General features: G+C 70.3%; 24 protein-coding genes. 10 read left to right on the forward strand and 14 right to left on the reverse strand.

Features of this window, described 5'->3' with window-relative positions; all coding sequences use genetic code 11:
* Positions 1-106: 106 nt before the first annotated feature.
* Together V6U77_RS09115 and V6U77_RS09120 are read right to left on the reverse strand one after the other, a co-directional pair.
* The gene (locus V6U77_RS09115) at positions 107-1,513 is read right to left on the reverse strand and encodes an FAD-dependent oxidoreductase (protein ID WP_334605803.1); all 1,407 of its coding nucleotides are present in this window, start codon (positions 1,511-1,513) and stop codon (positions 107-109) included.
* A gap of 73 nt (positions 1,514-1,586) precedes the next feature.
* Positions 1,587-2,084, reverse strand: a complete 498-nt coding sequence (locus V6U77_RS09120; RefSeq protein WP_334605804.1) for a GNAT family N-acetyltransferase — start codon at positions 2,082-2,084, stop codon at positions 1,587-1,589.
* A gap of 160 nt (positions 2,085-2,244) precedes the next feature.
* Here V6U77_RS09120 and V6U77_RS09125 point away from each other — a divergent pair, with 160 nt between their 5' ends.
* Positions 2,245-2,622 (forward strand): ArsR/SmtB family transcription factor, encoded by a 378-nt coding sequence (locus V6U77_RS09125; RefSeq protein ID WP_334605805.1) that lies wholly within the window; start codon positions 2,245-2,247, stop codon positions 2,620-2,622.
* Positions 2,623-2,883: 261 nt separating this feature from the next.
* Complete coding sequence (locus V6U77_RS09130; protein WP_334605806.1) at positions 2,884-3,255, forward strand: ArsR/SmtB family transcription factor; 372 nt, start codon at positions 2,884-2,886, stop codon at positions 3,253-3,255.
* A 169-nt stretch (positions 3,256-3,424) separates the two neighbouring features.
* Here V6U77_RS09130 and V6U77_RS09135 read toward each other — a convergent pair whose 3' ends face one another.
* From V6U77_RS09135 to V6U77_RS09145, 3 genes are all read right to left on the reverse strand, one after another.
* Entirely contained in the window at positions 3,425-4,063 is a 639-nt protein-coding gene (locus V6U77_RS09135; protein WP_334605807.1) for a hypothetical protein, read from the reverse strand.
* A 311-nt stretch (positions 4,064-4,374) separates the two neighbouring features.
* Positions 4,375-5,331 carry a hypothetical protein gene (locus V6U77_RS09140; RefSeq protein WP_334605808.1) on the reverse strand — a complete coding sequence of 319 codons (957 nt, stop codon included), beginning with the start codon at positions 5,329-5,331 and terminating at the stop codon, positions 4,375-4,377.
* 363 nt (positions 5,332-5,694) lie between these two features.
* Positions 5,695-6,519 carry a hypothetical protein gene (locus V6U77_RS09145; protein WP_334605809.1) on the reverse strand — a complete coding sequence of 275 codons (825 nt, stop codon included), beginning with the start codon at positions 6,517-6,519 and terminating at the stop codon, positions 5,695-5,697.
* A 205-nt stretch (positions 6,520-6,724) separates the two neighbouring features.
* Between V6U77_RS09145 and V6U77_RS09150 the strand changes: the two genes are divergently transcribed.
* From V6U77_RS09150 to V6U77_RS09180, 7 genes are all read left to right on the forward strand, one after another.
* A complete protein-coding gene (locus V6U77_RS09150) occupies positions 6,725-7,672 on the forward strand; it encodes an ABC transporter ATP-binding protein (RefSeq protein WP_334605810.1) in 948 nt (315 codons plus the stop codon).
* A complete protein-coding gene (locus V6U77_RS09155) occupies positions 7,669-8,445 on the forward strand; it encodes an ABC transporter permease (protein WP_334605811.1) in 777 nt (258 codons plus the stop codon). The genes V6U77_RS09150 and V6U77_RS09155 overlap by 4 nt, the downstream gene beginning before the upstream one ends.
* Before the next feature lie 17 nt (positions 8,446-8,462).
* Positions 8,463-9,257, forward strand: a complete 795-nt coding sequence (locus V6U77_RS09160; protein WP_334605812.1) for an ABC transporter permease — start codon at positions 8,463-8,465, stop codon at positions 9,255-9,257.
* Between the two features lie 326 nt (positions 9,258-9,583).
* Positions 9,584-10,606, forward strand: a complete 1,023-nt coding sequence (locus V6U77_RS09165; RefSeq protein WP_334605813.1) for a peptidogalycan biosysnthesis protein — start codon at positions 9,584-9,586, stop codon at positions 10,604-10,606.
* Positions 10,607-10,627: 21 nt separating this feature from the next.
* Complete coding sequence (locus tag V6U77_RS09170; RefSeq protein ID WP_334605814.1) at positions 10,628-10,888, forward strand: acyl carrier protein; 261 nt, start codon at positions 10,628-10,630, stop codon at positions 10,886-10,888.
* A gap of 304 nt (positions 10,889-11,192) precedes the next feature.
* Positions 11,193-11,615: a cupin domain-containing protein gene (locus tag V6U77_RS09175; protein WP_334605815.1), complete on the forward strand. Its 423-nt coding sequence runs from the start codon at positions 11,193-11,195 to the stop codon at positions 11,613-11,615.
* Complete coding sequence (locus tag V6U77_RS09180) at positions 11,612-12,136, forward strand: hypothetical protein (protein ID WP_334605816.1); 525 nt, start codon at positions 11,612-11,614, stop codon at positions 12,134-12,136. The genes V6U77_RS09175 and V6U77_RS09180 overlap by 4 nt, the downstream gene beginning before the upstream one ends.
* A gap of 7 nt (positions 12,137-12,143) precedes the next feature.
* Here the strand turns inward: V6U77_RS09180 and V6U77_RS09185 are convergent, their stop codons facing one another.
* The 7 genes from V6U77_RS09185 to V6U77_RS09215 all read right to left on the reverse strand — a co-directional run bounded on the left by V6U77_RS09185 (position 12,144) and on the right by V6U77_RS09215 (position 21,474).
* A complete protein-coding gene (locus V6U77_RS09185) occupies positions 12,144-13,730 on the reverse strand; it encodes a class I adenylate-forming enzyme family protein (RefSeq protein ID WP_334605817.1) in 1,587 nt (528 codons plus the stop codon).
* The gene (locus V6U77_RS09190) at positions 13,730-15,331 is read right to left on the reverse strand and encodes a pyridoxal phosphate-dependent aminotransferase (RefSeq protein ID WP_334605818.1); all 1,602 of its coding nucleotides are present in this window, start codon (positions 15,329-15,331) and stop codon (positions 13,730-13,732) included. The genes V6U77_RS09185 and V6U77_RS09190 overlap by 1 nt, the downstream gene beginning before the upstream one ends.
* A gap of 23 nt (positions 15,332-15,354) precedes the next feature.
* Positions 15,355-16,254: a TauD/TfdA family dioxygenase gene (locus V6U77_RS09195; protein WP_334605819.1), complete on the reverse strand. Its 900-nt coding sequence runs from the start codon at positions 16,252-16,254 to the stop codon at positions 15,355-15,357.
* A gap of 200 nt (positions 16,255-16,454) precedes the next feature.
* Entirely contained in the window at positions 16,455-17,606 is a 1,152-nt protein-coding gene (locus V6U77_RS09200; RefSeq protein WP_334605820.1) for an SIS domain-containing protein, read from the reverse strand.
* A 4-nt stretch (positions 17,607-17,610) separates the two neighbouring features.
* Positions 17,611-18,405 (reverse strand): BtpA/SgcQ family protein, encoded by a 795-nt coding sequence (locus tag V6U77_RS09205; protein ID WP_334605821.1) that lies wholly within the window; start codon positions 18,403-18,405, stop codon positions 17,611-17,613.
* Positions 18,406-18,467: 62 nt separating this feature from the next.
* On the reverse strand, positions 18,468-18,710 hold the full coding sequence (locus tag V6U77_RS09210; RefSeq protein WP_334605822.1) for an acyl carrier protein: 243 nt from the start codon (positions 18,708-18,710) through the stop codon (positions 18,468-18,470).
* Between the two features lie 262 nt (positions 18,711-18,972).
* Complete coding sequence (locus V6U77_RS09215) at positions 18,973-21,474, reverse strand: class I tRNA ligase family protein (protein ID WP_334605823.1); 2,502 nt, start codon at positions 21,472-21,474, stop codon at positions 18,973-18,975.
* A gap of 116 nt (positions 21,475-21,590) precedes the next feature.
* Here V6U77_RS09215 and V6U77_RS09220 point away from each other — a divergent pair, with 116 nt between their 5' ends.
* The gene (locus tag V6U77_RS09220) at positions 21,591-22,892 is read left to right on the forward strand and encodes an ATP-grasp domain-containing protein (RefSeq protein WP_334605824.1); all 1,302 of its coding nucleotides are present in this window, start codon (positions 21,591-21,593) and stop codon (positions 22,890-22,892) included.
* 83 nt (positions 22,893-22,975) lie between these two features.
* Here the strand turns inward: V6U77_RS09220 and V6U77_RS09225 are convergent, their stop codons facing one another.
* On the reverse strand, positions 22,976-24,169 hold the full coding sequence (locus V6U77_RS09225) for an ATP-grasp domain-containing protein (protein ID WP_334605825.1): 1,194 nt from the start codon (positions 24,167-24,169) through the stop codon (positions 22,976-22,978).
* Between the two features lie 86 nt (positions 24,170-24,255).
* A complete protein-coding gene (locus V6U77_RS09230; protein ID WP_334605826.1) occupies positions 24,256-25,497 on the reverse strand; it encodes an MFS transporter in 1,242 nt (413 codons plus the stop codon).
* Positions 25,498-25,745: the final 248 nt, after the last annotated feature.

Below are 25,745 nucleotides of genomic sequence, written 5' to 3' on the forward strand. Positions count from 1 at the left end.
AGCCGTCGCCGATGGTCGAGGTGATGGCGTAAGGGCGGCGGCGACCCGCCAGTCGTGGGCGCGGTGCCCGCCGACCGTGGGGTCGGCGGGCACCGTGGTGGTGGCATCAGCTGCCGCAGCAGCCTCCGGCCTGACCGTCAGCGGGTGCGACGTCGAGGGAGACCAGCCGCGGCGGCGCGGCCAGCAGGCCCCCGGAGACGCCGGTGGCCAGCCCCCGTCCCGCAGGCGCGGGCCCGCAGCAGCCGTCGCTGACCGCCGAGTCGTCGGGGTTGCTGTTGCACACACCGGTTTCGGGCAGGTCGAGCTGGACGTCGCGGGCTGCCCGCCAGTCGCCGGCGAGGGCGGCGACCACGGAGCGGACCTGCTCGTAGCCGGTGGCCATGAGGAAGGTGGGGGCGCGGCCGTAGCTCTTCATGCCGACGGCGTAGTAGCCGGGCTCGGGGTGGGTGAGCTCGTCGACGCCGTGCGGGGGGACGGTGCCGCAGGAGTGCTCGTTGGGGTCGATCAGCGGGGCGAGGGCGCGGCTGGCGCCCATGACCGGGTCGAGGTCCAGGCGCAGTTCGGAGGCGATGGTGTGGTCGGGACGGAAGCCGGTGGCCGCGACGACGCGGTCCACGGTGACCGGCTCCTCGCCGCCGTCGGCGTGCCGGACGACCACGGTGACCCGGTCGGCGGTCCGGGTGAGGGCGTGCACGGAGAAGCCGGTGAGCAGCCGGATCCGGCCGGCGTCGACGTGGTCGCGCAGCCGGGAGCCGAGCGCGCCGCGGGCTGGGAGGGCGTCGGCGTCTCCGCCGCCGTAGGTGCGCGCCGGCGAGGAGGTCCGGATCGCCCAGGTCACCTCGGTGCCCGGGTGGTCGGCGGCCAGTTCGGCGAGGGAGAGCAGGGTGTTGGCGGCGGAGTGGCCGGCCCCGACGACGAGGGTGTGCCGGCCGGCGAACCGGTCCCGGTCGGCGCCGAGGACGTCCGGCAGCGCGTGCTCCAGATACCCGGCCACGTCCCGCTCACCGCGGGCGGGCAGACCGGACGCGCCGAGGACGTTCGGGGTGCCCCAGGTGCCGGAGGCGTCGACGACCGCCCGGGCCAGGATCTCCTCGCCGTCGGCGAGGCGGATGAGGAACGGGGTGGTGTCGCGGCCGGCGGTGCGCAGCCGGTCCAGGCCGAGTCGGCTGATCGCGTCGACGCGGGTGCCGTAACGCACGTGCGGTTTGAGCTGCGGTAGCTCCGCGAGGGGCTGGAGGTAGTCGGTGACGAGTGCCGCGCCGGTGGGCAGGGCCTCCAGGTCGGGAGCGACCCAACCCGCGTCGTCGAGCAGGCGGCGGGCGGCTGGGTCGATGTCGTAGCGCCATGGGGAGAACGCCCGCACGTGCCCCCACTGTCGCACCGCGGCGCCGGCGGCGTCGCCGGCTTCGAGGACGGTGAAGGCGATGCCGCGTTCGTGCAGGTGTGCGGCGGCGGCCAGACCGACCGGCCCGGCACCGATCACCACGACGGGCAGCTTGTCCACGGGGCTCATCAGACGACTCCTCTGGGTTTTTGGTTGTCGAATCAAACGGGTGGACGGCGGTCCTGCCTGGGGCTGGGCCTGGTCAGGTGATGACGGGGCTGCGGCGTTCGAGCAGGACGACGTCGCGCCATCGGCCGTGGTGACGGCCGACGCGTTCGCGGGTGCCGATGATCCGGAAGCCGGCGCGCTGGTGCAGGACGAGGCTGGCGGTGTTCTCGGGGAAGACGCCGGACTGGATGGTCCAGATGCCGGCGGCCTCGGTGGAGGCGATCACCGCGTCGAGGAGCAGCCGGCCGGCACCTCGGCCGTGGGCGGCGGGGTCGACGTAGACGGAGTGCTCCACCACGCCGGCGTAGACGGCGCGCGTCGAGGTGGGCGAGACGGCGATCCAGCCGAGGACGAGGTCGTCGCCGTCGACGGCCACGAAGCGGTGCGCGGGCAGCCTTGCGGAGTCGAACGCCGCCCAGGTGGGTGCGTCGGTCTCGAAGCTGGCGTGCCCGCCGTCGAGGCCCGCCTGGTGGATGGCGAGGACCCGCTCGGCGTCGTCGGCCGCCATGGGACGGACGGTGACGCCGGTCATCGGCGGGCTCCGTCCGGGTGGGGGGCGGCGCCCATGACGACGGCGGCGACGATCTTCCCGACCGTCCGACCGAGCATGGGGAACCCCTTCCCGCGACGCCTGTCTTGACGTCCGTCGAAGCAGATTTGCACGCTGATTAGACGTCTGTCAACCTAGGGTCATGTCACGCCGAGCGGCCCCGCATCCCGTCATCGACCTCAGCGCCGACACGCCGTGCTGCCCGCCGCTGGCGCAGCGCCGGGTGCCGGCCGAGACCGCCGCTGTCCTCGCGCCCGCGTTCAAGGCGCTCGGTGACCCGGTGCGACTGCGGTTGATGTCGATGATCGCTTCCGCCGCGGGCGGGGAGGCGTGCGTGTGTGACCTGACCCCCGCGTTCGACCTGACCGGGCCGACCATCTCGCATCACCTCAGGACGCTGCGCGAGGCAGGCCTCGTCGATGCCGAGCGGCGGGGCACCTGGGTGTACTACCGGGCCCGGCCCGCCATCCTGCGCCAACTCGCCGCACTGCTCACCGTCGAACCGGGCACGGCCGCGTAGGCCACAGCCACCGCCGCGCCGCCCGGCAACCTGCCGGTGGCCGGGATGTCCCTACCACGCCGATCATTGTCCGGCGTCGGTCCGTACCGTCGGGCGCTCCCCGGCTGGCCGTGCCTCCCGGCGGCGTTGGCGGGGGGTCGTTTCCGGGCGAGCAGCGCATCGGGAGCGGCCGCCGCGCCCGCACCTCGTATCGCTCCTTCCGGCGAACTCATCGTGATCCAGCCCTCGTTTGACCGGCCTGTAGGCGGTGTTGCTGCAACGATGCAAGACGTGGGAACTGCGAAAACTACGACGCCTGCCATCTCGCCCCTTGCCGGCGAGCCGATCAAGCGCGCCGATGCCGAGCGGCTGGCGGGGGTGCTGAAGGCATTCGCCGACCCGGCCCGGCTGCGACTGCTCAGCCTGATCCAGTCGTCCCCGGAGGGCGAAGCCTCCGTGACCGACCTCACCGCGCCGCTCGGTCTCTCCCAGCCGACCGTGAGTCACCACCTTCGGATCCTCACCGAGGCCGGCCTGCTGGAGCGTGAGAAGCGCGGCGTCTGGGCGTACTACCGCCTGGTGCCGTCCGCGATCGCCGCGGTCGCCGACCTGTTGACGCCACCTCGCAAGCGGGCGACGAAGAAGACCCGCTGACCGGCACCGGCGAGGACCGGCGCCACGGTGGGAGACGGCCGAGCCGGGACTGCCCGGCCAGCTCCGTGTGGTCCGGTCGGCCGTCGGTTCGTCGTGGCGCGGCCAGCCGCCGAAGCCGCCCACGCTCCGCAGGGCCCCGCAGCCGTGGGGTCGCGGAGGAGGCCGTACGTCAGCAGGCCTGCCGCTGCCCGGTGTGGTGCGTGCCGGCGACGCCGATCACCGTCAGGTCGTTGAGTGTGGTGTTCGCGGCACGGCGGACGTAGCAGGAGTACCGGTGCTGGTTGATCACTTCGAGATGGATGTGGGCGCCGCTGTCGCCGTTGACCTGGTAGCAGCTGGACCAGCGGAACCTGCCGGTCTCGCCAAGCTTGGTCCAGGGCCCTACGGACGCGCCCACCACGATGCCGCTGGGCTTTCTGTTCACGTGCATCACGTCTGCCCTGGCCAGGATCTGCCCGGTCGTGGTGTCACGTGCCTCCAGACCGATGCGGTAACCGCCATCCGCGAGATTGCCGGTCGCGCACCCGGGCCGGACGGTCACCACCTTCACCGCGACGGGGTGGCCGGACGTGGTCTTGCTGCCGAAGGGGGAGACCACGGTGGCGCCCGGGTTGCGATAGATGTCGACCGACCAGTCGTTGAGGTAGCCCCAGTTGCCGAACACGACGTGGTGTGAGGCGGGCGCGGACAGCCCGAAGCGGTCCCACGTGGAAGATCCCTGGATCGGCGGGTACACGTTGACCCGGTCGGCATCGGGGTGAGCGTTGGCGGCGGTCGCCGGCACGAGAGCGGCACCGGCGGCGAGCACGACGGCTGCCGCAGCCCGTACGAAACCGATGAGCATCAGTCCTCCAGGAGTTCTCCGTGTGGACGGAGCGTGACCAGCTTTCGCAGCTCGGCTGATGTCGCGGCGCCCATGATCAAGGAGAGTTATACCACTAGATCTCTCGATGTCATAAGCGCCGTGTCGTCGGCTGCGGGCAGGGCGACCGAGCCCACGGGGCGGGGCCGCCGGTGGCGTCCCTGGTCGCTCTCCTGGACCGGGCAGGTCACGCCGCCCGCGCCGGGGAACACGTCGACGTACCGCTCACCCCTCCTCGAGCATGAGTTCGCGGCCTTTCAGGAGCCGGCCGGGCGGTAGACGCGACGCCGGCCGGTGGCCGACGGAGGGTCCGCCTTGGCCCTCGGGGCACCGGTGGAGATCGGCGGCGGCGCGACGGCGGTCAAGGGCCCCGGGATGCCCAGCTCCTCTGCCACCCGGATCCGCTGCGCCGGTACCGCTTCCTGGGTCTGGAAGTTGTTCGGGTCGCCACTGTTGTCCCGGCGCCACCGGTCGTTGCCGTCGACGGCCTCTTTCGGCACGTCGAAGGTGAGGACGAGCCCGCCCTCGTCGGCGACGTCACGCAGGGCCGGCTCGTTGCGTTTCATCCCCATGGCCCACTCGGTGTGCTGCCGGGCGTAGGACAGCGCGATCTCGAAGTCGAGGGTGACGGTGTTCCAGCCCTGGTCCTTGCTCTCCCTGGCGATGTCGTGTCTCTCCCAGCGCTTGCAGCCGATGGCGCTGCCGGCCATGTCGGGTGCCAGACCCGTGATCCGGATGCCGTCGCCGTGGTAGTTGCACCGGTTGGTGCCGTGGTAGAACCGGTACACGTCCGCGGGCGGCGGGTCCTGTGGCGGGTTCGCCAGCCGCCACAGCCGTTGCTGCCGCCCGTTGTACGCCTGAAGTGCCACCGCCTCGCTCGCGTTCACGCCGAGGGATTCGAACGCCGTGGCCAACCGGTACAGGATCAGCTTGTCGGCGACGGTGGCGAGCCCGGGTGTGGCGTACTTCGAGGACAGGACGATGGTGTTGGTGGCCGGCAGGTGGTCGCTGCCGACGGGCGTGTCGAGAAGTGCCACCGTCAGCGGCGTGCCGTACGCGGTGTTCAGGGCGCTCACCACGTCGGTGACCACCTGCTCGGTGGCGGACCAGTGCGCCAGACGCGCGGTCAGTGCCTGATCCGGTTGCGGGGCCGGCGCGGGGCCGGAAGCGGTGCCCTGCGGCGGGTGGACCGGCTCGTCGCGGTGAACCGGCACGGGCGTGGGGCCGGAGGCTCGGACGGGCGTCGGCGGAGGGCTGGAGGCTTGCGCGGGGGTTGGCTCCATCGGCTGCATCCCGTGACGCTATGCAGGGCGGTCGCGATGCGTGGCTGGGTAGTCACCAATCGGACCCGCGAGGAGATGCCGGGTTGCGGACAACCGACCCCACGCCGGTGCGCCCTCCGGTCACGGGCAGCGGCGACGTCGACGGCGAGGGCCGGTAGTCGTGGATCTCGCCAGCGTCATGGACCTGGCTGCGGCTGATCACGCTGCCCTCGATCGTGGCGCTGTCGTCGGTGAGCGTGATCGACGCGGCGGTGGGGGCGTTGAACAGGATTTAGCGAGCCTGTTCGCCGCCGGTCAGGACCGGTGTTCGCCGGCTCCGGCCGCGTCGGCACTCAGCACCCGCGTCACCAGGTCGGCCACCTCGCGGCTGCCGAGCAGGTCGGCCCGGGGCACATCGACCAGCTCTGCGGCGGGGTACTCCTGCGTCAGGACGGACGGCATCGGCGTGTTCGAGCGCAGCACGAGGTCCGGCGCGCTTCGGGGCGGCGGCGCGGCCGCCGCGATCGTGAGGTACTGGAGATAGTCGGTCAGCCGGGCGACCAACTGCTCGGTGAACTCGTCGTCGATGCCGAGTTTCCGGCAGCCCTCGACCGCCAGGGCCCGGTAGGAGCCGCTGAGCCAGGTGGCGAGCTCGGTCAGGTCGGCAGCGGTCCCGACACGATCCTGCGCCTGCCTCGTGGCCAGCTCGACGACGGCCGGTTCGAGGTCGGGCGCGAGCCCGTTGACGGCCTCCTGGTATTCGTGCAGGAGCGTCTCCGGGAACACGGGCAGCGGATCGAGGAACACCACCGCGGGCGGGGTCGGGCCGGTGAGGCGGTCGGCGAACGCGGCGCTCAGCCGGCAGCCCGCGCAGTACCCGAGCACGGCCACGACCTCCGCGCCGAACTGGTCCGCGGTGGCGAGCCACTGCTCGAGTCTCGCCGCCGCCCCTGCGCCACCGTCGGTCTCGCCGGTCCAGGCGGCGCGCTGCGGTGCCCGTACCGTGTAGCGCTCCGGCAGCAGCGGGACGAGGTTGCTGAAGCCGGCGGTCATCCGGCTGGCCTCGGCGCTGAAGTCGACGAGGAGTACGACCTCGTCGCTCGAGCCGGTGCGGAGCGTGTTCCACTCCGTAATCGCCACTTGTTCGCCTCCTGACCGAATAACCGACGGTTTCCGTATCGCAGGTATTGCGCTCAGTAATGCCGGCGCGGAAGCCGTTCCGATGGTAGCAGTGCCTTCCCTGCCTCGGCGGCGGCGTCTATATTGGCCAGGATGCCGGGCAGGTCGGGATGTCAGGTGTCTGTGTGACGGCGCTCGGGGTCGGCGTCGCAGCGAAGGGATCTGAATGCCAGCCGTTGTCGAGGTCCGCGATTTGGTTCGCGTGTATCGATCAAAGCGTAAGGCGGAGGAGAAGGTCGCTCTCCGTGGCGTCACTCTAACTGTCGATGACGGCGAGATTCTCGGCCTGCTCGGCCCGAACGGAGCGGGAAAGACCACCCTGGTCAAAATTCTGTCCACCGTCCTCCTGCCCACCTCCGGCACGGCGAAGATCCTCGACAAAGACGTGGCAGCGGCACCTCGGGCGGTGCGGGAGAACGTCGGTGTCGTCTTCGGCGGGGAGCGGGGTCTCTATCCCCGCATCAGTGCGCGGCAGAATTTGGATTTCTGGGCCGCGCTGTACCGGTTGGATCGCCGGACGGCCCGGAGAAGGTGCGCAGAGTTGTTGGACCGGGTCGGGCTCGGTGATCGGGCCGACGACGCGGTAGAGACGTTCTCCCGGGGTATGAAACAGCGGCTGCACCTGGCCCGTGGCCTGATCCACGGGCCGCGAATTCTGTTCTTCGACGAACCGACGACCGGTATGGACCCCGTTGCTGCCCGCGAATTCCGGACGCTGGTGCACGAATTGCGGAAGGAAGGGCGCACGGTATTCCTCACCACCCACGACATGGCGGAGGCCGAAGCGCTCTGTGACCGGGTCACCCTGATCGACCACGGCAGTCTCGTGCTCGACGAGCCGACCGAGCACATCGGCCGTTACCTGGACACCCGGGAATGTGTCGACTTCAGTTGCGACGACCGGGCACTGCTCGACGAGGTGGCGGCGCTGCCGTTCGTGGAGGTCGTCGAAGCCCGTGCCGGTGGCCACCGCGCCCTGGTGAGGGACCCGGCGGCGGTGGCGCAGCTCCTGGTGTGGCTGATCGGGCGTGGCGTGCTGTCGGCCCGCCGGAGCGAGCCTTCGCTGGAGGACATCTACCTGCGGCTGGTCGGCACGAGGGCGATGTCGGTGTGAGCGCGCTGAACGCCCTCGCCGCGGCGTTCCGGTTGCAGGTCGCCCTCACCCGGCGCAGCCCCGGACACCTGATGATCCTTCTGACGACGCCGCTGTTCAGCGTCATCTTCCTGTCGCTCGTGACGCACGGCCAACGGCCGGGACTGCTGGTGAACGCGGTCCTCGCCCCCGGCCTGATCGGAGTCTGGCTGATGTCGCTGGACCTGGCCGCCTCGATCATCGAGGAGGATCGCCTAGGCGGCCGCACCGAACTGCTGGTCGCCTCGTTGACGCCGATGAGCCTCGTGGTGTTCGGGCGCATCAGCGTGATCGCGCTGGCCGGCGCCCTGACCTTCGTCGAGTCGTGGCTGGTGGCGGTGGTCGGGTTCGGGGCGGACATCCCGATCGACCGACCCCTGGTGTTCGTGCTGGCCGTGCTGGCCACCTGCTTCGCGATGGCCGGCACCGCCACCCTGCTCGCCGCCATCTTCATCGTCTCGCGGGCGAGGCACGTGTTCCAGAACGCCCTGACGTACCCGTTCTACATTCTCGGCGGTGTGCTCGTGCCGGTCGCGCTTCTGCCGGGCTGGTTGGAACCGCTCAGCCGGGTCGTCTTCCTCTCCTGGAGTGCCGACCTGCTTCGCGGCTCGATGAGCGGGGACCTGCCGGACCCGTGGCCGGCATGGATCGCGGCCACGGTCGGTCTGGGCGCGGCGGCACTGGCCGGCGGGGTGCTGCTGATCAACCGGATGGTCGACCGCAGCCGGGAGACGGCGAGTGTGACCAACGCATGACCAGTTCCGTTGCTCCGATGTCCGGGTGGTTGCGCCTCGGATACCAGTCGCTGCTCTTCTCGATCAGGGAGATGCGCGCGGTCCACACCTGGCGTACCTGGCTCTTCGGCTGGGTGGCGCGGCTGCTGACCCAGGTGACGTTCTTCGCCATGATCGGCCGGTTCGTCGCGGACGAGGGCACGATGCGCTTCGTTCTGGTGGGCAACCTCGTCGCCTTGTCCTGCCTGGAGTCGATGATCGTCGTGCTGACGATGGCGAACGAGCGCCGGCTGGGCACCCTGCCCCTGTTGGCGATCGCGCCGACCAGTCACGTACCGGTGTACCTGGGGCGGGGCCTGCACTGGCTGGCCAGCGGCATCGCCAGCTCGCTGATCGGGTGGTCGCTGCTGCCGCCGTTGCTGGGGGTCCCACTGCCGTGGCCGGAGGCGCTGGTGGCCGCGGCTCTGATTCCCGTCGTCGGGATCTGCTGCTACTGCTACGGCTGCTTCCTGGCGGGTCTCGCGGTGCGCTACCGCAGCCTCCAGGTGATCGCGGTGAACATCGGCTACCTGCCCATCATGGCGTTCTGCGGGGTCAACGTCCCGATCTCGTTCTGGCCCAGCTGGCTGCAGCCGCTACTGCACCTGTTCCCGTTGACCAACGGGCTGCAGGCGATCCGCGCCGTCCTCGCCGGCGGCACCTGGTCCGACGTGGTCCGGCACCTCGTGTTCGAGGTGCTCGTCGGCGTCGGATGGCTGGCCCTGGCCACGGTGTCGATCAAGCGGGTGGTCACCCGGGGGCGCGCCGACGGGACCCTGGAATTCGGGACCTGAACGGCATGGACATGGCGCGCGACGAGACGACCGGTGGAGAGCGGAGACGGGCCGGACCATCGTGGATCCGGTTCAGCCGTCCATTCCGCCGCGGATGCGAACCGCTGCATCGAGACGTCCGCACACCGTTGTTTCGAGACTCGCTGATGCGCCGGTCGAAATGCCGGTCGGTACGTTCGTCAATTACTGAGCGGGGCGCCCTCCGGCGCACCGTCCGCGCTGCCGAATGGCGTCTGCGCCGTGATTGACACTAATAGTGGCGGAGTCTAGCATCGTGCATAATGTCGCAGCCTCGTAATGCCCGTGTAACAGTTGCTCTGCCCGAGGTGGTCAGAGCCTCCGACGCTGAGGGCCCGGCGCTGCTGGGTGAAGCGGACCGGCGGGAACTCGTTCGGGCGGAACGGGCCCTCGCGGAGGCCGGTCAGTCCGCGCGGTACGTCGTCGTCGACGGCGACCGACCGGGGATCCCGATCGGACTGCTCCCCGTCTACCCGGTGGCGCGGCCGTACACGGTGGCGCCCCATCCCGGGTTGGTGCTCGACGGGTCGAAAGCCGCCCGGGGCTGGCGTACGGGCTGCTACCTCGGTTCCCTCGGGCGTGCGCCGGGGCTGGTCGCGGTGGATCCCACCGTCGAGCCCGGTCCGGTGCGGGCGGCCCTGGTGCGCGAGGCCTGGCGGCTGGTGACCGAGGAGTCCGACCGCCTCGACTTCGCGTGTTTCCCGCTCCTGGACGCCGAGCTGTTGGCCGACGTGGTGCCGCTGCTCGCCGAGCACGACCCGGTGCTGGTGGAGACGGTGGAGCCGTTCGTCCCGATCACGTTCGACTCGTTCGACGAATACCTTGGGGCGCAGTCACGCGGCCGGCGGGCGGCAATCCGCCAGGAGCAACGACGGTTCCAGGAGACCGGCCTGCGGATCGTCGAGGTGGACCTGCTGACCCGGTACGAGCAGTTGGCTCCGTTGCTGCGCAACGTCGAGCTGAAGTACGGCAAGACCGGCGACGTCGAGGACTACGCGAACTACCTGCTGAGCATCGCGAAGTCGGTGGGGGACCAGACGACCTGCCTGGCGGTGTTCGGCGAGGACGACCCGCAGGGGCACGACCCGGTCGCGTTCACCGTCGCCTGGCGGCAGGGCGAGGTGTGGCGGCTGCGCTGCTGGGGCTGTGACTACGCGCGGACCGAGGGCACCTTCACGTACTTCAACCTGGTCGTCTACGAACCGCTGCGGCGCGCCATCGCCGCTGGCGTGCGCCGGCTGGTGCTCGGCCGTGGCAGCCTCGAGGCGAAGGTCGGCCGGGGCGCCCAACTGTCCCGGCTGACCAGCGTCGCCGTGTCACTGAACCGATGAGCACGAGGTAAGGGGAAGCCCATGTCCGGTGATCTCACCGCACGTCTGGTCACCATCTGGCAGACGGCACTGAAGAACGACACGCTCGACGCGGACAGCGACTTCGTGGAGTTCGGCGGCACGTCGCTGACCGCGGTGCGGATCCGGGCCCTGATCCGTGCGGAACTGGGCAAGGACGTCGACCTGCTCGACATCCTCGACTACCCCACCCCGTCGGGGTTGGCTCCGGCGGTCGCCGAGGCCCCCGACTGGACCGGCGAGGACGAACAGTCCGCCGCCTGACCCGGCCCGCTCGACCCGGCCGCGTCCGGTGACCGGCTGAGGGGCGCCAGCGCCGGCGGGGAGATCGGCGTCGCCACGCCTGAGGAGGAATTCGCACCGTTGTGCGGGATGCCCCAATCAGGGGCCCCTACGGGCATCAACAGTGGGGCCGACGGACGCGATGTTCATGCTGTTCATGGTCATGTAACATCCTGATTGCCGGCGCCGGGAACGCTAATAATTGATTGTCAACCGATCTCGTGCGTCACGGTCTGTAGCCCGCCGACACCCGTTGGTGCGCACGAATGCGAAGAGGGGACAGCAGGTGCAGTCGCAATTCGACCCGCAGCGGCACATCCAGAATCTGTCGACCGGGCAGAGCCTCAAGCTGCTGCACTCTGACGGCAGTGTGCTCGACGGTATTTCCGGGGTGCCGGGTGCCGCGGAGTTGATCGAGTCGGGGGCCGAGGTCGGTGTCGACCGCATCATCATGGATCCGGGTGCGGAGTTCGAGCTGCACACGCATCCGGGTGCGCACATCCTGTACGTGCTCAAGGCTCGTGGGTTCATCCACGTGGATGGCGTCGACTACGACATGGTCGAGGGCGACTCGGTGTACGTTCCGGCGAATTTCGCCCACGGTGTGAAGACGAACAAGAAGGTCGACGAGCCGTTCGAGATCCTCGCCTTCGGGGTGCCGCACATGCCGATCGACTCCCGGGACCGGATGACGGTCGTACGCCGGTGAGCCAGCCTCACGGCTGGATGCCCGCGGTCGACGCGGAGGCGGTGCACGCGCTGCTGTGTGAGAGTGACGCGTACCAGGCGGCGAAGACCGGCACCCGTGCTCCGGCACGGCGGCCGGAGACGACTCGTCGGCTGGTGGAGGCGGGGGCGGTTCGGGTTCTCTCCGGCGACGCCGGTCCGATCGCCATGTTCACGCTGACCGAGACTGCTGCGTTCGACGTGGCCGCCGCCGGGTACGAGCCGTCGCCGCGTCCGTTGTACCTTCAGCGGCTGGCCGTGGGCGCCGAAGCCGCCGCGGCCGGGTCTCTGGTGGGCGTGCAGGCGTTGCGTCGGGCGATCGAGGAGGCGCAGGCGCTCGGCGCGTCCGTGCTGCGGTGCGAGGCGAATCCGGATCTCGTGGGCACGCGGCAGTTGCTGGAGCGCCTGGGGTTCCAGCAGCGGGGGCCGGTGCATGCCGACGACACCCGCCGCTGGGTCTACCTCGAGCTGCCGCTGGACCCGCCCGTCACCGCCACGGTCTGAACGGCCGTCAGCCGAGGGTCGGCAGGATCTCGCGGAGCTGCGGACGCAACACCTTGCCCGTGGGCGTCCGCGGGATGGCGTCGAGGTGCACGACCTGGGCGGGCAGGAGGCTCTCCGCGAAGTGCTCGCGCAGGGCCGCGCGAAGGTCGACCTCCTGCGCGCCGACGCCGGGGGCCCACACGACGGCTGCGATGATCTTCTCGCCGAGGTACCGGTCCGGAACCGAGACGCACGCGGCGTCGCGCACCGGCGCCATGGCACGCAGGACCCGGTCCATCTCGTCGAGGGAGACCGCCTCACCGCGGACCTTGGCGATGTTCTTCACGCGGCCGGTGATCGTCACGTACGGTCGTCCCGCCGCGTCGTGCGTCTCGAAGCCCATGTCCTGCGAGTGGAACCAGCCGCCGGCGAACGCCTCCGCGGTGGCCTCCGGATTGGCGGCGTACTCCGTCATGACGTTGTGCCCGCGCATGCAGATCTCGCCCACCTCACCCGGCCCGGCGAACGACCCGTTCTCGCGCAGGATGCGGACCTCGTTGCCGAACAGGGGCGTCCCGACGGAGGGAATCTCGCAGTCCAGCAGGAAACGCCGGTAGGTCTCGTCGTCGACGTCGGGCGGCACGGTGGTGGAGAAGTTGGTGGTCTCCGTCAGGCCGTACCCCTGCAGGACGCGGACCCCGGTGCGCTCGACGAACGTCCTCGCGGCCGAGGCGGTCAGCGGCGCGGCGGCCGTGACGACGTAGTCGAGCCCGGCGGGCGGCTCGGCCAGGCGCCACGTCTGCGCGAGCACCTCCACGATGCTCGGGACGATGCTCGCGATGCGCGGCCGGTAGGTCTGCAGCAGACCCGGGTAGCGGAACGGATCGAACTCGGCGTCGAGCACGACGTGGGCGCCGGCGACCGCGACACCGAAGACGGTGAAGTGCAGACCGTTCACGTGGTGCACCGGCAGGCAGCCGAGCAGCCGGTCGTCCGGTGTGAGCCCGTGGTGCCGGATGAGCGCGTACGCGTTGACCACGCCGTTGTAGTGGGACTGGGTGACGATCTTGGACGCGGCGGTCGACCCCGACGTGCCGAAGAAGAAGGCCGCGGCGTGCGGGTCGAGTTCGGCGTCGCCCGGCCCTTCGGGCAGCGTGGCGGGAAGGGAGGCCGGATCGGGCACGTCGACGCCGATGCCGTGGACGGTCCGGGGACCGCGCAGGAACACGTCCACGTCCAGCAGCGCGGCCTGCTGCCGCACCCGGGACTCCGGGTCGCCCGGGTTGGTCAGCAGCGTGGGACAGCCGGAGCGCAGCAGCGCGTAGAGGGTGACGACGGACGTCAGGTCGTTCGACGGGGAGAAGCAGACCTGCGTACCGCGGGTGACCCCGGCGCCGGCCAGCCACCGCGCCATCCGCCGGCTCTCCCGGTCGACGTCGCGGTAGCTCAGCGTGACCGGCTCCGGTCCCGCCAGGAAGGTGATGTACGGAGCGTCCGGCCGCACCGTGACCTGGTGCAGGAACGCCGCGAGAACCGTCGGGTGCGGGGTCAGGAGGGAAGACCTCGGCGTGCCCAGGTAGGTGTGCGCCCGATCCGCTTCGGTGGGTGCGTCCATCAGGAGCCGATCCGCTGTGCCGGGATCAGCGTGGCTTCCAGGTCCCGCTGGTCGAGGTAGCGGGTCACCCGCTGGATGCCCTCGTCCAGGCAGTCCCAGCGACGGGCCGCCGTGACGCGCACGACCGCCTTCGACATGCAGAAGGTGAGGATTCCCGGGAGCACCGAGACGCCCGTGTCGCGCAGGATGTCGCGGAAGCAGAGGTACGAGTCGTCCCAGCCGGTCAGCTCGACGGCCATGTTGATCGAGTACCGCGGCCGCGTCACCACCATGCCCGGGTGGGTGAAGCCACCGACGGCGGCATCACGCAGCAGCGTGAGGCCCTCGGCACGCTCGTGGCGCTCGTGCCGGTAACCGTCATAGGCCTTCTGCAGGCCGTGCAGGTTCATCGCGTACGTCTGCTCGAACTCACCGACGTGCGCGTCGGTGAGGACGTCGACGCCCTCGATGATCCAGCGCTCCATCCGCGCCAGGACCTCGATGAGCGTGTAGAGGAACGACGGCGGACCGCCGAAGGTGGTCGAGGCGTACTCGTAGTAGTCGGCGATGAGCCGCTCGTCCGCGACGATCCAGCCGGTCTTCAGGCCGGGGGCCGACCAGTTCTTGGACAGGCTGGAGATACGGATGACGTTGGCCGCGGCGCGTTTGGCGCTGACGCGCTCCAGCGGGCCCAGCCACTCGTGGCACTCGTCGAGCAGGATCATGGTCGAGGGGCCGGCGGCGTCGATGAGCCGCTCCAGGTCGCCCTCGACGACGACGGCGCCCGTGGGGTTGCCGACGGTCTGCAGCATCACCAGGGGCGTGTCCGGGCGCAGCGCCGCGATGAGCGGCTCCAGCGAGGTCCGACCGTCGACGCTGGCGAGCGGGACGAGCTCGATCGCACCGCGCCGGGCGATGGTCTCGACCAGCGGCGGGTAGTTGGGCACCGCGCACAGCGCCGGGGCATCCGTCTTCGCCTCGTGCAGCAGGAAGTCGGCGAGGGAACTCATCGCGAACGTGCCGCCCAGCGTCAGGGCGATGTTCCCGGCCGAGTAGGGCGCCGTCTCCATGCGGGAGTTCTCGTACCAGGCGACGGCCTCGCGGGAGGGCTCCCGGCCCCGGGAGTCCGAGTAGCCGTACCAGTCGCGGTCCAGCGCGTAGCGGATGCAGTCCTTCAGGGCCGCGGGGACCCCCCATGCCTCCTCGTCCACCGAACCGCCGGACAGGATGATCTCGGCCTGGTCGCGCAGCGTGCCGTAGAGATCGTCCCGGAAGTACCAGTTGAACAGCTCCTTGACGAAACGCACGGTGGTGCGCGATCGCAGGACGTCCTCCGCGCCGAGCTGGCGTCGCACCGCCGAGCTGCGCCACTTCTCCGCCTGCCAGGTGCGATCCCCGTGCTTGCCGAGCTCGCACTCGACCCGCCCGAGCCACAGGTCGCGAAGCTCCAGCGGATCCTCGGGGTTCTGCGCCCGCGCGTACACCTCGATCATCCGCTCGTCGACGAGCGTGTCGAAGCGGTCCGAGCCCGTGGCCGCGGCGGGGACCCCGCGCGCCGCCAGGCGAGCGGCTTCGGGCACGTCGAAGACCCGCGGAGAGGAGGGGGTGGCGAAGAGCTGCATTGGATTCCCTATTGATCGGCAGATCAGCGGCGCGACGACGTGACGATCCGCAGCCGCTTGAGGTGGCGCCTGCGTGTCACGGCATTCATCGACCGGCTCGTCCGCGCGTGGAAGTAGTGGGTGTTGTCGATGAGGACCATCATTCCGCGGCGCCAGTGCACGCCGGCTGCGGTGTCGCCCTGGTAGACGGCGGCGAGGAGGCTGCGTATGGCGTCGTTGACCTCTTCGGGCCCGGCATCCTCACACGTCGAGGTCCACTCGAGGGTGTCCGCCATGAAGTCACGGAACGAGAAGACGGTTCGGCCGCCTTCGGTGCGGCAGATGTTCGGCCCGGCAGGATTGCGCAGGTAGCGGGTCTGGCTGAGGATCTCCACCTCGCGGTCGCTCAGGCGCGCGGCGACCTCCGCCATCGAGACCAGGGCCGTCTGCGCCGACGTCGCGTCGTCCCCCGGCTCGCAGCACATCAGGACGATGTACCGGGGTTGCTCGGCAACGGGGCGCCCGCTGCCTTCGCTGTGCACCGAGAGAAAGGTCCGCGCGAAGGGCTGCAGGCTCACATCGGCCGTGTCGTCGTGTTTCGCGATGAGGTTGAGAATGACGTCCGATTCGACGTAGGAGGCCACCGTCGGGTGCGATTCCGGCATCGGTTCGCCCAGCATCCGACCGAACGACAGGAATGCTGCGTTGGACAGGATCCGGTCGAACTGGACCACGGCCACGCCGTCACGGCGCAGAGAATTGGCGACCTCGTCGCCGCCCCGGCCGGGGAAGTCCGCACATTCGAGATCGAGCGTCGGAATTTCCGGTGGCGGCAGGACCTCACCGCACAACATTGCCTCGCGCAACTTCACGTGTGCGTCTTCGGGCTTCTCGTTGAAGTATCCCTGCACCATCCTGATCCCCCGTGGTTCGTTCAGGGACACGGTCCGCATAATCCCTAGTGAGTGGGCATGTCGCGGCCCGGTGGCGGCCTGTACGGTACCCGGGACGGCGGGGTCGAGGCAAGATCGGAATATGTCTGGTTCACCCGATTTGAAGCAGCCCTAAGCGCGCCGTCACTCACGGGAATTGTCGCGTGAAGTCTGAGTGATGTCGGCGACGCCTACGAAGCGAAGCAACCTGATTACGATGGGGAACTGTGGTCACCATTCCGACCACTGGACGACACATCGCGAATCGGTTGCGTCACCGATTGTTCAACTGGCGCGGGGGCGCCACCCTGGAACGGAATCCACCCACGCGCCCTCGCGAGATGCGCGGCCAGCACCCCGCCGACGACGCCGTACACGAGCGGAGAGAACTCCTCCCGGAGGGTGGCCGGCATCGGCAGGTGCCGCCAGCCGGCCTGAACGAGCTCGGTGTTGTCCGCGGGGGTCACGGCCACGACCCGGCGTCCCAGGGTGGACGCCCGTACACCCGCCGCGTTGGCGCACCACTGAGCCCGCCCGGCCGGCGCGAACACCAGCATGGGCATGTCGCGAGGGGCGGCGAACCGCTCGACGTGGCACCACTCCTCGGCGTCCTGCCCGATGGCGAAGCAGCCGGCGGCCTCGACCAGTTTGGCCGCGGCGAACGAGGCGGAGCCGCGGCTCGGCCCGCTGCCGACCGCGACGACGACCGAGGCCGGCGCGATCTTCTCGGCGATGTCCTGGCAGGGGGCACTCAGCATCCCGGCCGTGTCCGCGATGGCGTCGGCCGACGCGGAGAGCTCCGCGCGGAGCCGGTCCGCGGCGGCGGGGTCGAGGCGTGCGCGCACCTCGCCGAGCCGGATCGCGGCCAGCAGCATGGTCGTCACGCTGACCTGGTAGGTGCGCATGCCGGGGGACCGCTCGTTGCCGGGGAGCGCGAACGCCACGTGGTCGTCGGCCACCCGTGTCACGGGCGAACCGGGTGTCGCCGTGATGGCCAGGGTGCGGGCGCCGAGCTTGCTGGCGCGCTCCAGCACCTGTACGACCCGTTCCGTGGCCCCGGAAGCCGACGCGGCGATCACCAGGGTCCGGCCGGGTCCGGCCCGTTCCACCCGCCCGGTGGCGTACTCGAGCAGTTCGAGCGCGCTGATGGCGTCGCAGGTGAGGCCCGCGAAGGTCTCGTACGCCAGGGCCGTCGCGAGCCCCGCGTGGTGGGAGTCCCCGTCGCCGGTCAGGATGACGGACTCGTAGTCGGCCGGGTCGTCGGCGGCAAGGATGCCGGCGAGGCGCTCGGAGACCGCCGGGACCATCGCGCTCAAGTCTTCCCGCAGGCAGCTGACCTGCCGCAACAACACTTCGGGTTCCATCGGGTCACTCCTGCTCGACGCTGCGCACCGTGTGGATGAATCTCTTGACGAGTTCGACGTCGACGACGCCGCTCCCGCGCTCCAGGCAGCCGCCGACGTACGCGCCGTCTGCCTCCCGGATGAGGGCGGCGACGTTGTCGTGGTTGGTGTAACCGGCCAGGAACACCCGCGCTGCGGGGTCGACGGTGCGTACGTCGGCCAGCAGCCGCAGGGTGGCGGCCGGATCCGGTGCGCCCACGGCGACCGCCGCCGCGCCTGAGAGGCGGGCGTTCTTGGCGACCTCGCCGACCGACTTGGCCTGATCGATGGCGCGGAAGTGCATCGAGTGCACATCGGCGATGATCGCCACGGACTCGGCGCCGATCTTGGCGCGGTACTCCAGGGCGGCCACCGGGTCCGGCTCGACCAGGCCGTGGACCGTCTCGGTGCGGCCGATGAAGGCGCCCGCCCGGATGAACGTCCCACCGGCGACCTGGGCGACCGCCAGCGAGGCGGTCAGATCGTTGCGAAGCATGTGGACGCCGACGTCGAACCCGTCGCGGGTGGCCTCGACGACCGCCTGCACGACGAGACTCATCGCGGCCACGCGGGCGGGGTCGCTGGCGTCCCTCGTCGTGTAGACCCGGTCCGCGGTCTGCACGAGGCAGCCGTCCGCGCCTCCCTCGTCGAGGGCCCGCGCCGCGGCGACAGCTCGGGAGACGATCTCCGGGAGGCTTCCGTTCCGGTGGAAGGGTGTGCCCGGCAGCGGCGCCAGGTGGACCATACCGATGATCGTCTTCCGACGGGATGGGTGATTCACGGCGCTCCCTGTGCGGCGAACGGGAAGGGTGCGAGGACCCGTCGAGGCTCGGACACCTGACCTCAGGAGGCGCTCTGCAGGGACTGGAGTGCCTGCGAAGCCGCCCGGGGCGTCCGGAACGTCGACGCCGCGACGAGCTCCGCCGGGAAACGGACCTTGAACCGGGTCTCCAGGTCGACCATGAACGCCACCGTGAGCAGCGAATCCATCCCGAACTCGGACAGGTCCGCGTCGGGGTCGTCGAGATCGGCCCGGTTGAGCACGTGCCGCGCCGACTCCAGGACCTCTGTCGTCAGGTTCGTCATGGCCGGGGACTTTAGCAGTCGGACCAGGGGGCTCCAACGGCTCAGTGGGCGGCCTGGACGCCACCTGAGCTGGCGCGGTACCAGGGGGTCGGGACGGCCGTCTGCCACGCATGGCCGCCGCACCGTCCGCCCGGGGGCGAACCGGTCGGGCCCACCACCGCGGGAGGATCGTCCTCATCCATTCCGGCAGCGGCCCGTCGGACCGCGCACCCGTCCCCGCGAGGTCGTGGTCAGCCCGCCATGTCGTCCGCGCCAGCCCTCGTCATCCGACCGACGCGGCGTGCAGCGAGCCGGTCAGGGCCGCCAGCGCCGCCTCCGTCTCGGCGAGCTTGGCCCGCTGCGCGGCCACCACCTCGGCCGGGGCGCGCCCGGTGAACTTCGGGTCGGCCAGCAGCGCCGTGAGCCGGTCCCGCCGCTCGACCAGCCACTGTGCGTCCCCGAGCGGCTTGGCCGCCTGCACCTGCAGCCACGCGTCCAGCCCGGGCACCGGAATGCCCTCGCCCGGGCGGTCCTGCTCGACGACCTCGACGTCGGCGAGCTGCGAGATGACCTGGACGGCCTCCTGGGGAAGCCGCCCCTGCACCACCAGGCGCCCGCCATCCCCGCCGACCGCGCCACGCAGCCGCCGGACCTCCCCCACGTACGCCTCCGCCAACGCCATGTCCCGCTCCGCGTCGGCGTGGACGTACAGGCCCCGCGCCGGCCACTGCGCCCGCAGGAGGTAGCCGCGATCGCCGGGCAGCCGTTGCCACATCTGCTCGGTGATGAACGGGGTGAACGGATGCAGCAGCCGGATCAGCACATCGAGACAGCGCAGCAGGGTCTGGTGTGCCGCCGGGTCGGCCTGCCGGAGGCGCGGTTCGGCGAGAACGCAGTACCGGTCGAACAGGTCCCCGGTGACGAACGCCTGGCAGGCCCGGATGGCGTCGTGGGGTCGCATCTGCTCCAGGCCGGTGGTCACCTGGTCGACGAGCGTCGTCAACCGGGCCAGCAGCCAGCGGTCGACCAGTCCGGCGGGCGGCTCGTCGCCGGCCCCCGCGGCAGCCTCCGGCGAGAGCTGTTCCGCCACCTTCCAGAGCCGGGACAGGAGCCGGTGGTAACCGCTGATCTTTCCCCGGTTGAACCGGGCCCGGTCACCGGCCAGCGTGACTTCCGCGAGCCACGCCCGCAGGGCGTCCGCGCCGAGCTCGTCGATGATCTCGTCAGCGTCGAGCTTGTGGCCCTTGTGGCTGGTCACCTGCCGGCCGGCAGGTGAGTGGACGGTGCCCGGCACCAGGATGTCGCGGAAAGGCACCTCTCCCGTGAACTCGAGACCGAGGATGATCATCCGGCTCAGCCCGATGCCGATGATCGACCGTCCGCCGACGGTCAGGTCCGTCGGATAGAACTGGCGGAACTCGGGGGTGTCGTCGGGCCAACCCAGCGCGACGAACGGCCAGATGGCCGCGGAGAACCAGGTGTCCAGCACGTCGGTCTCCGGGCGCAGGGTGTCGTCACCACACGTCGCACAGCGGGTGGGAGGTTCGACGGCCGCGCTGACGTGGTCCTGGGAGCAGGTGTAGACCGGGATGGGCTCGCCATGCCACAGCTGACGGCTCAGGCACCAGTCACGCATGCCGCTGAGCCACTCGTCGTAGACCGCCGCGTACCGTTCGGGATGCCAGTTGACGTCCGCCGTCCGGGCCCGCTCGACGAACTTGCCCATCTCCAGGAACCACTGGGGCCGAGCCAGTTCCTCCAGCTCGCCGCCGCAGCTGTCGCAGTGCGGAATCGGGGCCGTGACCTCCTGCGACGCCAGCAGGTGCCCGGCGGTGGCCAGTTCACGCAGGCGCAGTTCCCGGCCGCGTGCGGCGGGCAGGCCCGCCAGCGGCGAACCCGTGTCCGCGGCGATGGTGCCGTCGGGCGTCAGCCCCACCACGGTGGTCAGGCCGTGTCGGTGCCCGATCTCCCAGTCGGCCGCGGAGTGGGCCGGCAGCACCGCCCGTGCTCCCTGCTCCGGCTTCATGCCGGGGTCCGCCACGACCGGCACCGCCTTTCCGGTCACCGGCAGCACCAGCGAGGAGCCGATCAGGTCCGCGTCCGCGTGCACCGCCACCGCTGCACAGGCCTCGAGGAGTTCGGGTCGGGGCACCACGACGTCCACGCTGCTCCCGCCGACCGCCGCGCATCGCACGACGTGCGCGGCCCGCGTTCCCTGCTGGGACTGGACCTCCATGTCCGAGATCGACGCCTGGCACGCCACGCACCAGTTCACGACCCGCAGCCCACGACTGATCAGGCCCTTCTCCCACAACTGCACGAAGGCGTGCCGCATGGCCCGGCGCGCGTGGTCGTCGACGGTGAACCGGAATCGGCTGAAGTCCAGCGCGCACCCGAACTGTTCGAGTTGCGACCGCAGGACCTGGATGCCCTCGTCGTACCACTGGCGCACGCGGCGGTCGAACTCCGCCCGCCCGATCTGCTCCTTCGTGAGGCCCTCGTCCCGCAGCCGCGCCTCGAGAGCCTGTTGGGTGGCGATCGCCGCGTGATCGAAACCCGGGAGCCAGAGCACCTCGTGTCCCAGCATCCGCCGGTATCGCACTTGCGAATCCTGCAGTAGGCACCAGGCGAGGTGACCGGTGTGCAGCCGCGAATTCACGCTGGGTGCCGGCAACACGACGGAATAGGTCGGTCGCGTTGCGTCAACATCGGCCCGGAACAGCGCGTCGGCCCGCCAGCGCCCGATCCAGACAGGCTCGATCTCGCGCGGCACGTAACCATTCATCTGTTGCGATCCCCGATCGGTCTAGTCCTGGAGCGTGACAGAGAATTCTCCTTCGCCACCAGCGTGTCAAGGTCGGGCGCGCGCGCCGGCCCCGCAGGTCAGGGGTAGCCCACCGCATGGGCGTCGACTACTCTGCTGCCTGTCACGACGGGGACCCGGAAGGGCGCACACAAGTGTCGATGAACGTGCTGCTGCTTCGATACAGCGGCTACTGGTCCGCGCCGTTGTTGGCGCGCGACGCCCGGATCTACGCGGTGCTCACCCACAGCGAGGCACAGAAGCTTCCCAAGCGCGCCGAAGAACGCTTCGAGAAGATCTATCGAATTGAATCCTACGACTCGACGGAAGAGTTGAGCGCCGTCGCGGCGGATTTGATCGTCGGCGGGATCACCATCGACCGTATCGCCAGCGCCACCGAACACACACAGTACGCCGCCGGCTATCTGGCGAGCTTTCTCGGCGTCCCCGGATTCTCGCTCCAGGCGGCCGCCAACAGTCGTGACAAGCGCCTGATGAAGCTGCACGCGCAGCGCGAGGGACTGGCCACACCACGGTTCCAGTCCCTGCCCGACGCCGGCCGCGACGCCGACCTCGACGCGGTGGTGCGTGCGGTGGGCCTGCCGCTGGTGGTCAAGCCGGCGAACGGCTGGGGCGCCTCGTCCACCGTCAAGGTGGACAGCCGCGAGCAGTTGGCGGAGGTGCTCAAGGACTATCAGTTCGAGGACGACCTCACCTCGCACCACCTGGTGGCGGAGGAGTACATCGAGGGTGTCGAGCTGCACGTGGATGCGGTGTGGCGGGACAACCGTCCCTGGCTGTTCTGCGTGAGCCGCTACTTCAAGCCGTTGTTGCAGCAGTGGATGTCCGGCGGGCTCAACGGCTCGATCGTGCTTCCCGAGGAGGACTTCCAGGGGCTGCACGCCCGCCTGCTCGACTACAACGTCCGCCTCAACCAGGCCTTCGGCATCACCAGCGGGGCCACCCATCTGGAGGTCTTCCTCGAGAAGGGCACCGAACGCATCGTCCTGACGGAGATGGCGTCGCGCATCGGCGGGGGCAACATCTCCGAGATGGTCGCCGCCCACTGCGGCGTGGACGTGCGCGACGCGTGGGCCCACGAGCTGGTGGGCGGCGATCCCGGCGACCTGGCCTTCCGGCGCGGCCGCTTCCGCTACGTCGGCATGATGAACGTCGCTCCGCCGCGGTCGGGTCGCATCACGGTCCTGCCCGACCGCGACGACCTGCTGGCCCATCCGCACGTCCTCGGGGCGTCTGTCGTCCACGGCATCGGCGACGAGATCGAGGTCCATCACCCGTCCGCGTGGTGCGTCATGCTGGTCATCGGTGCCGACTCGGAGGACGAGCTGGTGTCGGTCGCGGAGGACATGGAGAGGGCGTACCGGGTCGAGGTCGAATGACCGGTCCGGTCGGGCGGGCCGCCCCGGTCAGCAGGCGGTCCCTGCGGAGCGTCTGCTGACCGGAGTTCCTTCCGCGCCGTCGTTCACACGGTCTTCGTGGCGCCGACCTCGGCGGGAACACCGCGGGCGATACGCAGGGTGAGCTTTGCCGCCGCCTGCCTGGCCAGCGCCACCGCCTCGTCCGCGCTGGAGGCGCTCGCCCGCACCTGGGCGACCCGGGAGTCCGAGCTCGCCAACAGCTCCACCGGTTCGCCGACCTCGATCAGCTCGGTGACCTGGATGGACGGGTCCAGCGCCTGGGCGGCCCTGACCCCGTCGAGCCCGGCGAAGATCCCCGCCTCCGGAGAGGCGACGAACCAGATCGCCTCGCACTTGCCGCTCGGCTTGGCGTTCGCCAGTCGATCGTGTACGGATTCCCCGAGGACGAGCTCGATCGAAGCCGCCGAGATGTCCACACCGCTCACGAGCGAGGCCATCTCCCCGATGTCGTCGCCCCCCATCCGCGTGTGGGTCTCCAGGATCCGGGGCCCGTCCGCGGTGAGGACGACCTCGGTGTGCGTGACGCTGTCGGTCACCCCGAGGGCCTGGAGCACCTTCACCACGTGCGCGTGGATGGCCTCGCTGTCGTCCTCGGAGAGCGGAGCGGGTACGACGTGGCCGAACTCGACCATGGTGTCCGGGTCCGAGTACTTCTTGGTGATCGCCAGGACCGTCGTGACGCCGTCCTGGGTGACGGCCTCCACGCTGAACTGCGGCCCGAACAGGAAGGGCTCCACGAGCACGCGCAGCTTGTGGCGGTCGGGATGGATCACCGAGTCCTGGTTCGAGGACCGCTCGAACGCGGCGGCGAGGTCGCTCTCGGCGGTCACCTGCGACACGCCGAGGCTGCCGGCGCCGGCGACCGGCTTCACGATCCACGTCGCGCCCGCCGCTCCCGCGCGAACCACGTCGGCGAGTTCCTCGGCGCTGTCGACCGTCCGACCCCGGATCTCTTCGACGCCCGCCTCGATCAGGCGTACGCGCATGGCCTCCTTGTCGACGATCAGCTCGGTGACCTCGGGCCGGGGCACGCCAGGAAGCCCGAACGCGGCGGCCATCCGGGAGGCCAGCATCGTGAGCGGCTCCCCCAGGCAGGCGACCGCGTCGAACGGGTCCACCGCGTGGATCCTGCTGACCAGGTCGACCACCAGATCCTCGGGCTCGTCACCCTGGATGACGACGACCCTCCGGTGATGGTCCAGTTTCGGGGTCCGGAACTTCGCCAGCAGCTCGCGCAACGTGACGAACGTGGTGCGGGTTTCCGGCCTGCTCCGGAAGGCGCCGTTTCCACCCCCAACCACCAGGACGTGACGCTCTGATCCGCTCATCTCTTTTCTCCGATCGATCGCAGCACGACGGCCGAGCCCAGGCCGGTCAATACTATGAAGGCGCCCCAGCCTGCGGGAGATGCGACCAGCAGCGCGGTGAGGGCGTACGGCCCGACGACGCGCTGAGCCGCGTCGCCGAGGTTGAACACGCCGAGATAACGACCCATGGCGGCGTCCGGGGCCAGCCGGTGACAGGCCTCGAACACGGCCACCTCGTGCACGTTCTCACCCAGGGTGAGCGAGAGCATCGCCAGGACCAGCAGAACGATGGCTATGAGACGGGCATCCGTGAGGCTCGCCGCCCAGAACAGGGCACCCGCGGCGACGAGCGACAACCCTGCCAGTCGGATCAACCGCGCGGCATTGCGCAGTCCGACGCCATGCTCCGACAGCAGGGGCTGGAGCAGCACGGTGGCGACAGAGTTGAGGGCGAGCAGGACACCCACCAGTTCGGTGGGCAGGTGCGGCTGTGCGGCCATCCACAACGGGAAGACGATGAACAGGACCGTGGTGTGGACCGACATCAGGGCGTCGCCGAGAGTCAGGGTGAGGTAACGCCGGTCGGTCCAGGGACTGCGAGTTGCCGGGGGCGCCTCGGCCGGCGCGCCGGACGGTGAATCCGGCCCGGGGGGCAGCACCGCGGGCAGGCGGGAGAGGGCGCCGAGAAGCAGCAGGAAGCTGAGGGCGTTGACCAGGAAGGCCGCCTGGTATGCCTGCTTGCTGCCGACGGCGATGAACACGGAGGACACCAGCAGGCCGATGGACAGGCCCGCGTTGCGGCACGAGCGCACTGCCGCCATCGTCACGTTCCGGGCATCCGGGTCGAACTTCGCGATCAGGTAGGACAACTGCGCGTTTCCCGTCGCGCGGTCCAGGGGCGTGAGGATGAGAGCCAGCAGGCCGTAGCTCCACACCGAGTCGATGAAGATGAACAGGCCGTAGCCCACCATCCGGAGCGCCACGGCCACGCGCCACACCGGCAGCGGGCCGACGCGGTCGCTGATGTGTCCGGCAAGGTACGGAGCGAGGAACGCCGCCGCGCCGGACACGCTGACGACGAGCCCCACCTGGGCCGGGGTCACGCCCGCGAACGTGACCAGGAAGAGGGGAAGAAGGCTCAGGTGCAGACCGACACCGAGCATGTCGACGAAGCCGGCGACCGCGATGGTGCGGCCGGGGCCCCGCGGACCGACATACCGGTCGGTGAGGGTGAGCTTTCCGGCAATGCTCTCGCTCATTCTTCACCAGTCGACTCTGCCCCGACGAGCCCGGCGCCGATCCGCCGTGCCGCGCCGGGGGGCGAGAGTGCGGGATCGTCAGCCAACCGACGCAGCTCGCCATCTCCATCGATTGAGAACATGGCGCGGAGCCTACAAAACCCGTGCTGACCCGTGCCGCGCAGCACAACCGCGCGACCGGCCGGCGACTGGCCTTCGGGCCGGTCCACCGTGCGTCCCCGGGCGCGCGGCTGCCGGCACGAACGGCG

The organism is Micromonospora sp. CPCC 205546, from assembly GCF_036902715.1.
GTDB lineage: Bacteria > Actinomycetota > Actinomycetes > Mycobacteriales > Micromonosporaceae > Micromonospora.

Excerpts from the sequence above, each read along its gene's own strand:
- V6U77_RS09115 (WP_334605803.1), bottom strand. The coding sequence starts at position 1,513 with ATGAGCCCCGTGGACAAGCTGCCCGTCGTGGTGATCGGTGCCGGGCCG.
- V6U77_RS09120 (WP_334605804.1), bottom strand. The coding sequence starts at position 2,084 with ATGACCGGCGTCACCGTCCGTCCCATGGCGGCCGACGACGCCGAGCGG.
- V6U77_RS09125 (WP_334605805.1), top strand. The coding sequence starts at position 2,245 with ATGTCACGCCGAGCGGCCCCGCATCCCGTCATCGACCTCAGCGCCGAC.
- V6U77_RS09130 (WP_334605806.1), top strand. The coding sequence starts at position 2,884 with ATGCAAGACGTGGGAACTGCGAAAACTACGACGCCTGCCATCTCGCCC.
- V6U77_RS09150 (WP_334605810.1), top strand. The coding sequence starts at position 6,725 with ATGCCAGCCGTTGTCGAGGTCCGCGATTTGGTTCGCGTGTATCGATCA.
- V6U77_RS09160 (WP_334605812.1), top strand. The coding sequence starts at position 8,463 with ATGTCCGGGTGGTTGCGCCTCGGATACCAGTCGCTGCTCTTCTCGATC.
- V6U77_RS09170 (WP_334605814.1), top strand. The coding sequence starts at position 10,628 with ATGTCCGGTGATCTCACCGCACGTCTGGTCACCATCTGGCAGACGGCA.
- V6U77_RS09185 (WP_334605817.1), bottom strand. The coding sequence starts at position 13,730 with ATGGACGCACCCACCGAAGCGGATCGGGCGCACACCTACCTGGGCACG.
- V6U77_RS09190 (WP_334605818.1), bottom strand. The coding sequence starts at position 15,331 with ATGCAGCTCTTCGCCACCCCCTCCTCTCCGCGGGTCTTCGACGTGCCC.
- V6U77_RS09200 (WP_334605820.1), bottom strand. The coding sequence starts at position 17,606 with ATGGAACCCGAAGTGTTGTTGCGGCAGGTCAGCTGCCTGCGGGAAGAC.
- V6U77_RS09210 (WP_334605822.1), bottom strand. The coding sequence starts at position 18,710 with ATGACGAACCTGACGACAGAGGTCCTGGAGTCGGCGCGGCACGTGCTC.
- V6U77_RS09215 (WP_334605823.1), bottom strand. The coding sequence starts at position 21,474 with ATGAATGGTTACGTGCCGCGCGAGATCGAGCCTGTCTGGATCGGGCGC.
- V6U77_RS09220 (WP_334605824.1), top strand. The coding sequence starts at position 21,591 with ATGGGCGTCGACTACTCTGCTGCCTGTCACGACGGGGACCCGGAAGGG.
- V6U77_RS09230 (WP_334605826.1), bottom strand. The coding sequence starts at position 25,497 with ATGAGCGAGAGCATTGCCGGAAAGCTCACCCTCACCGACCGGTATGTC.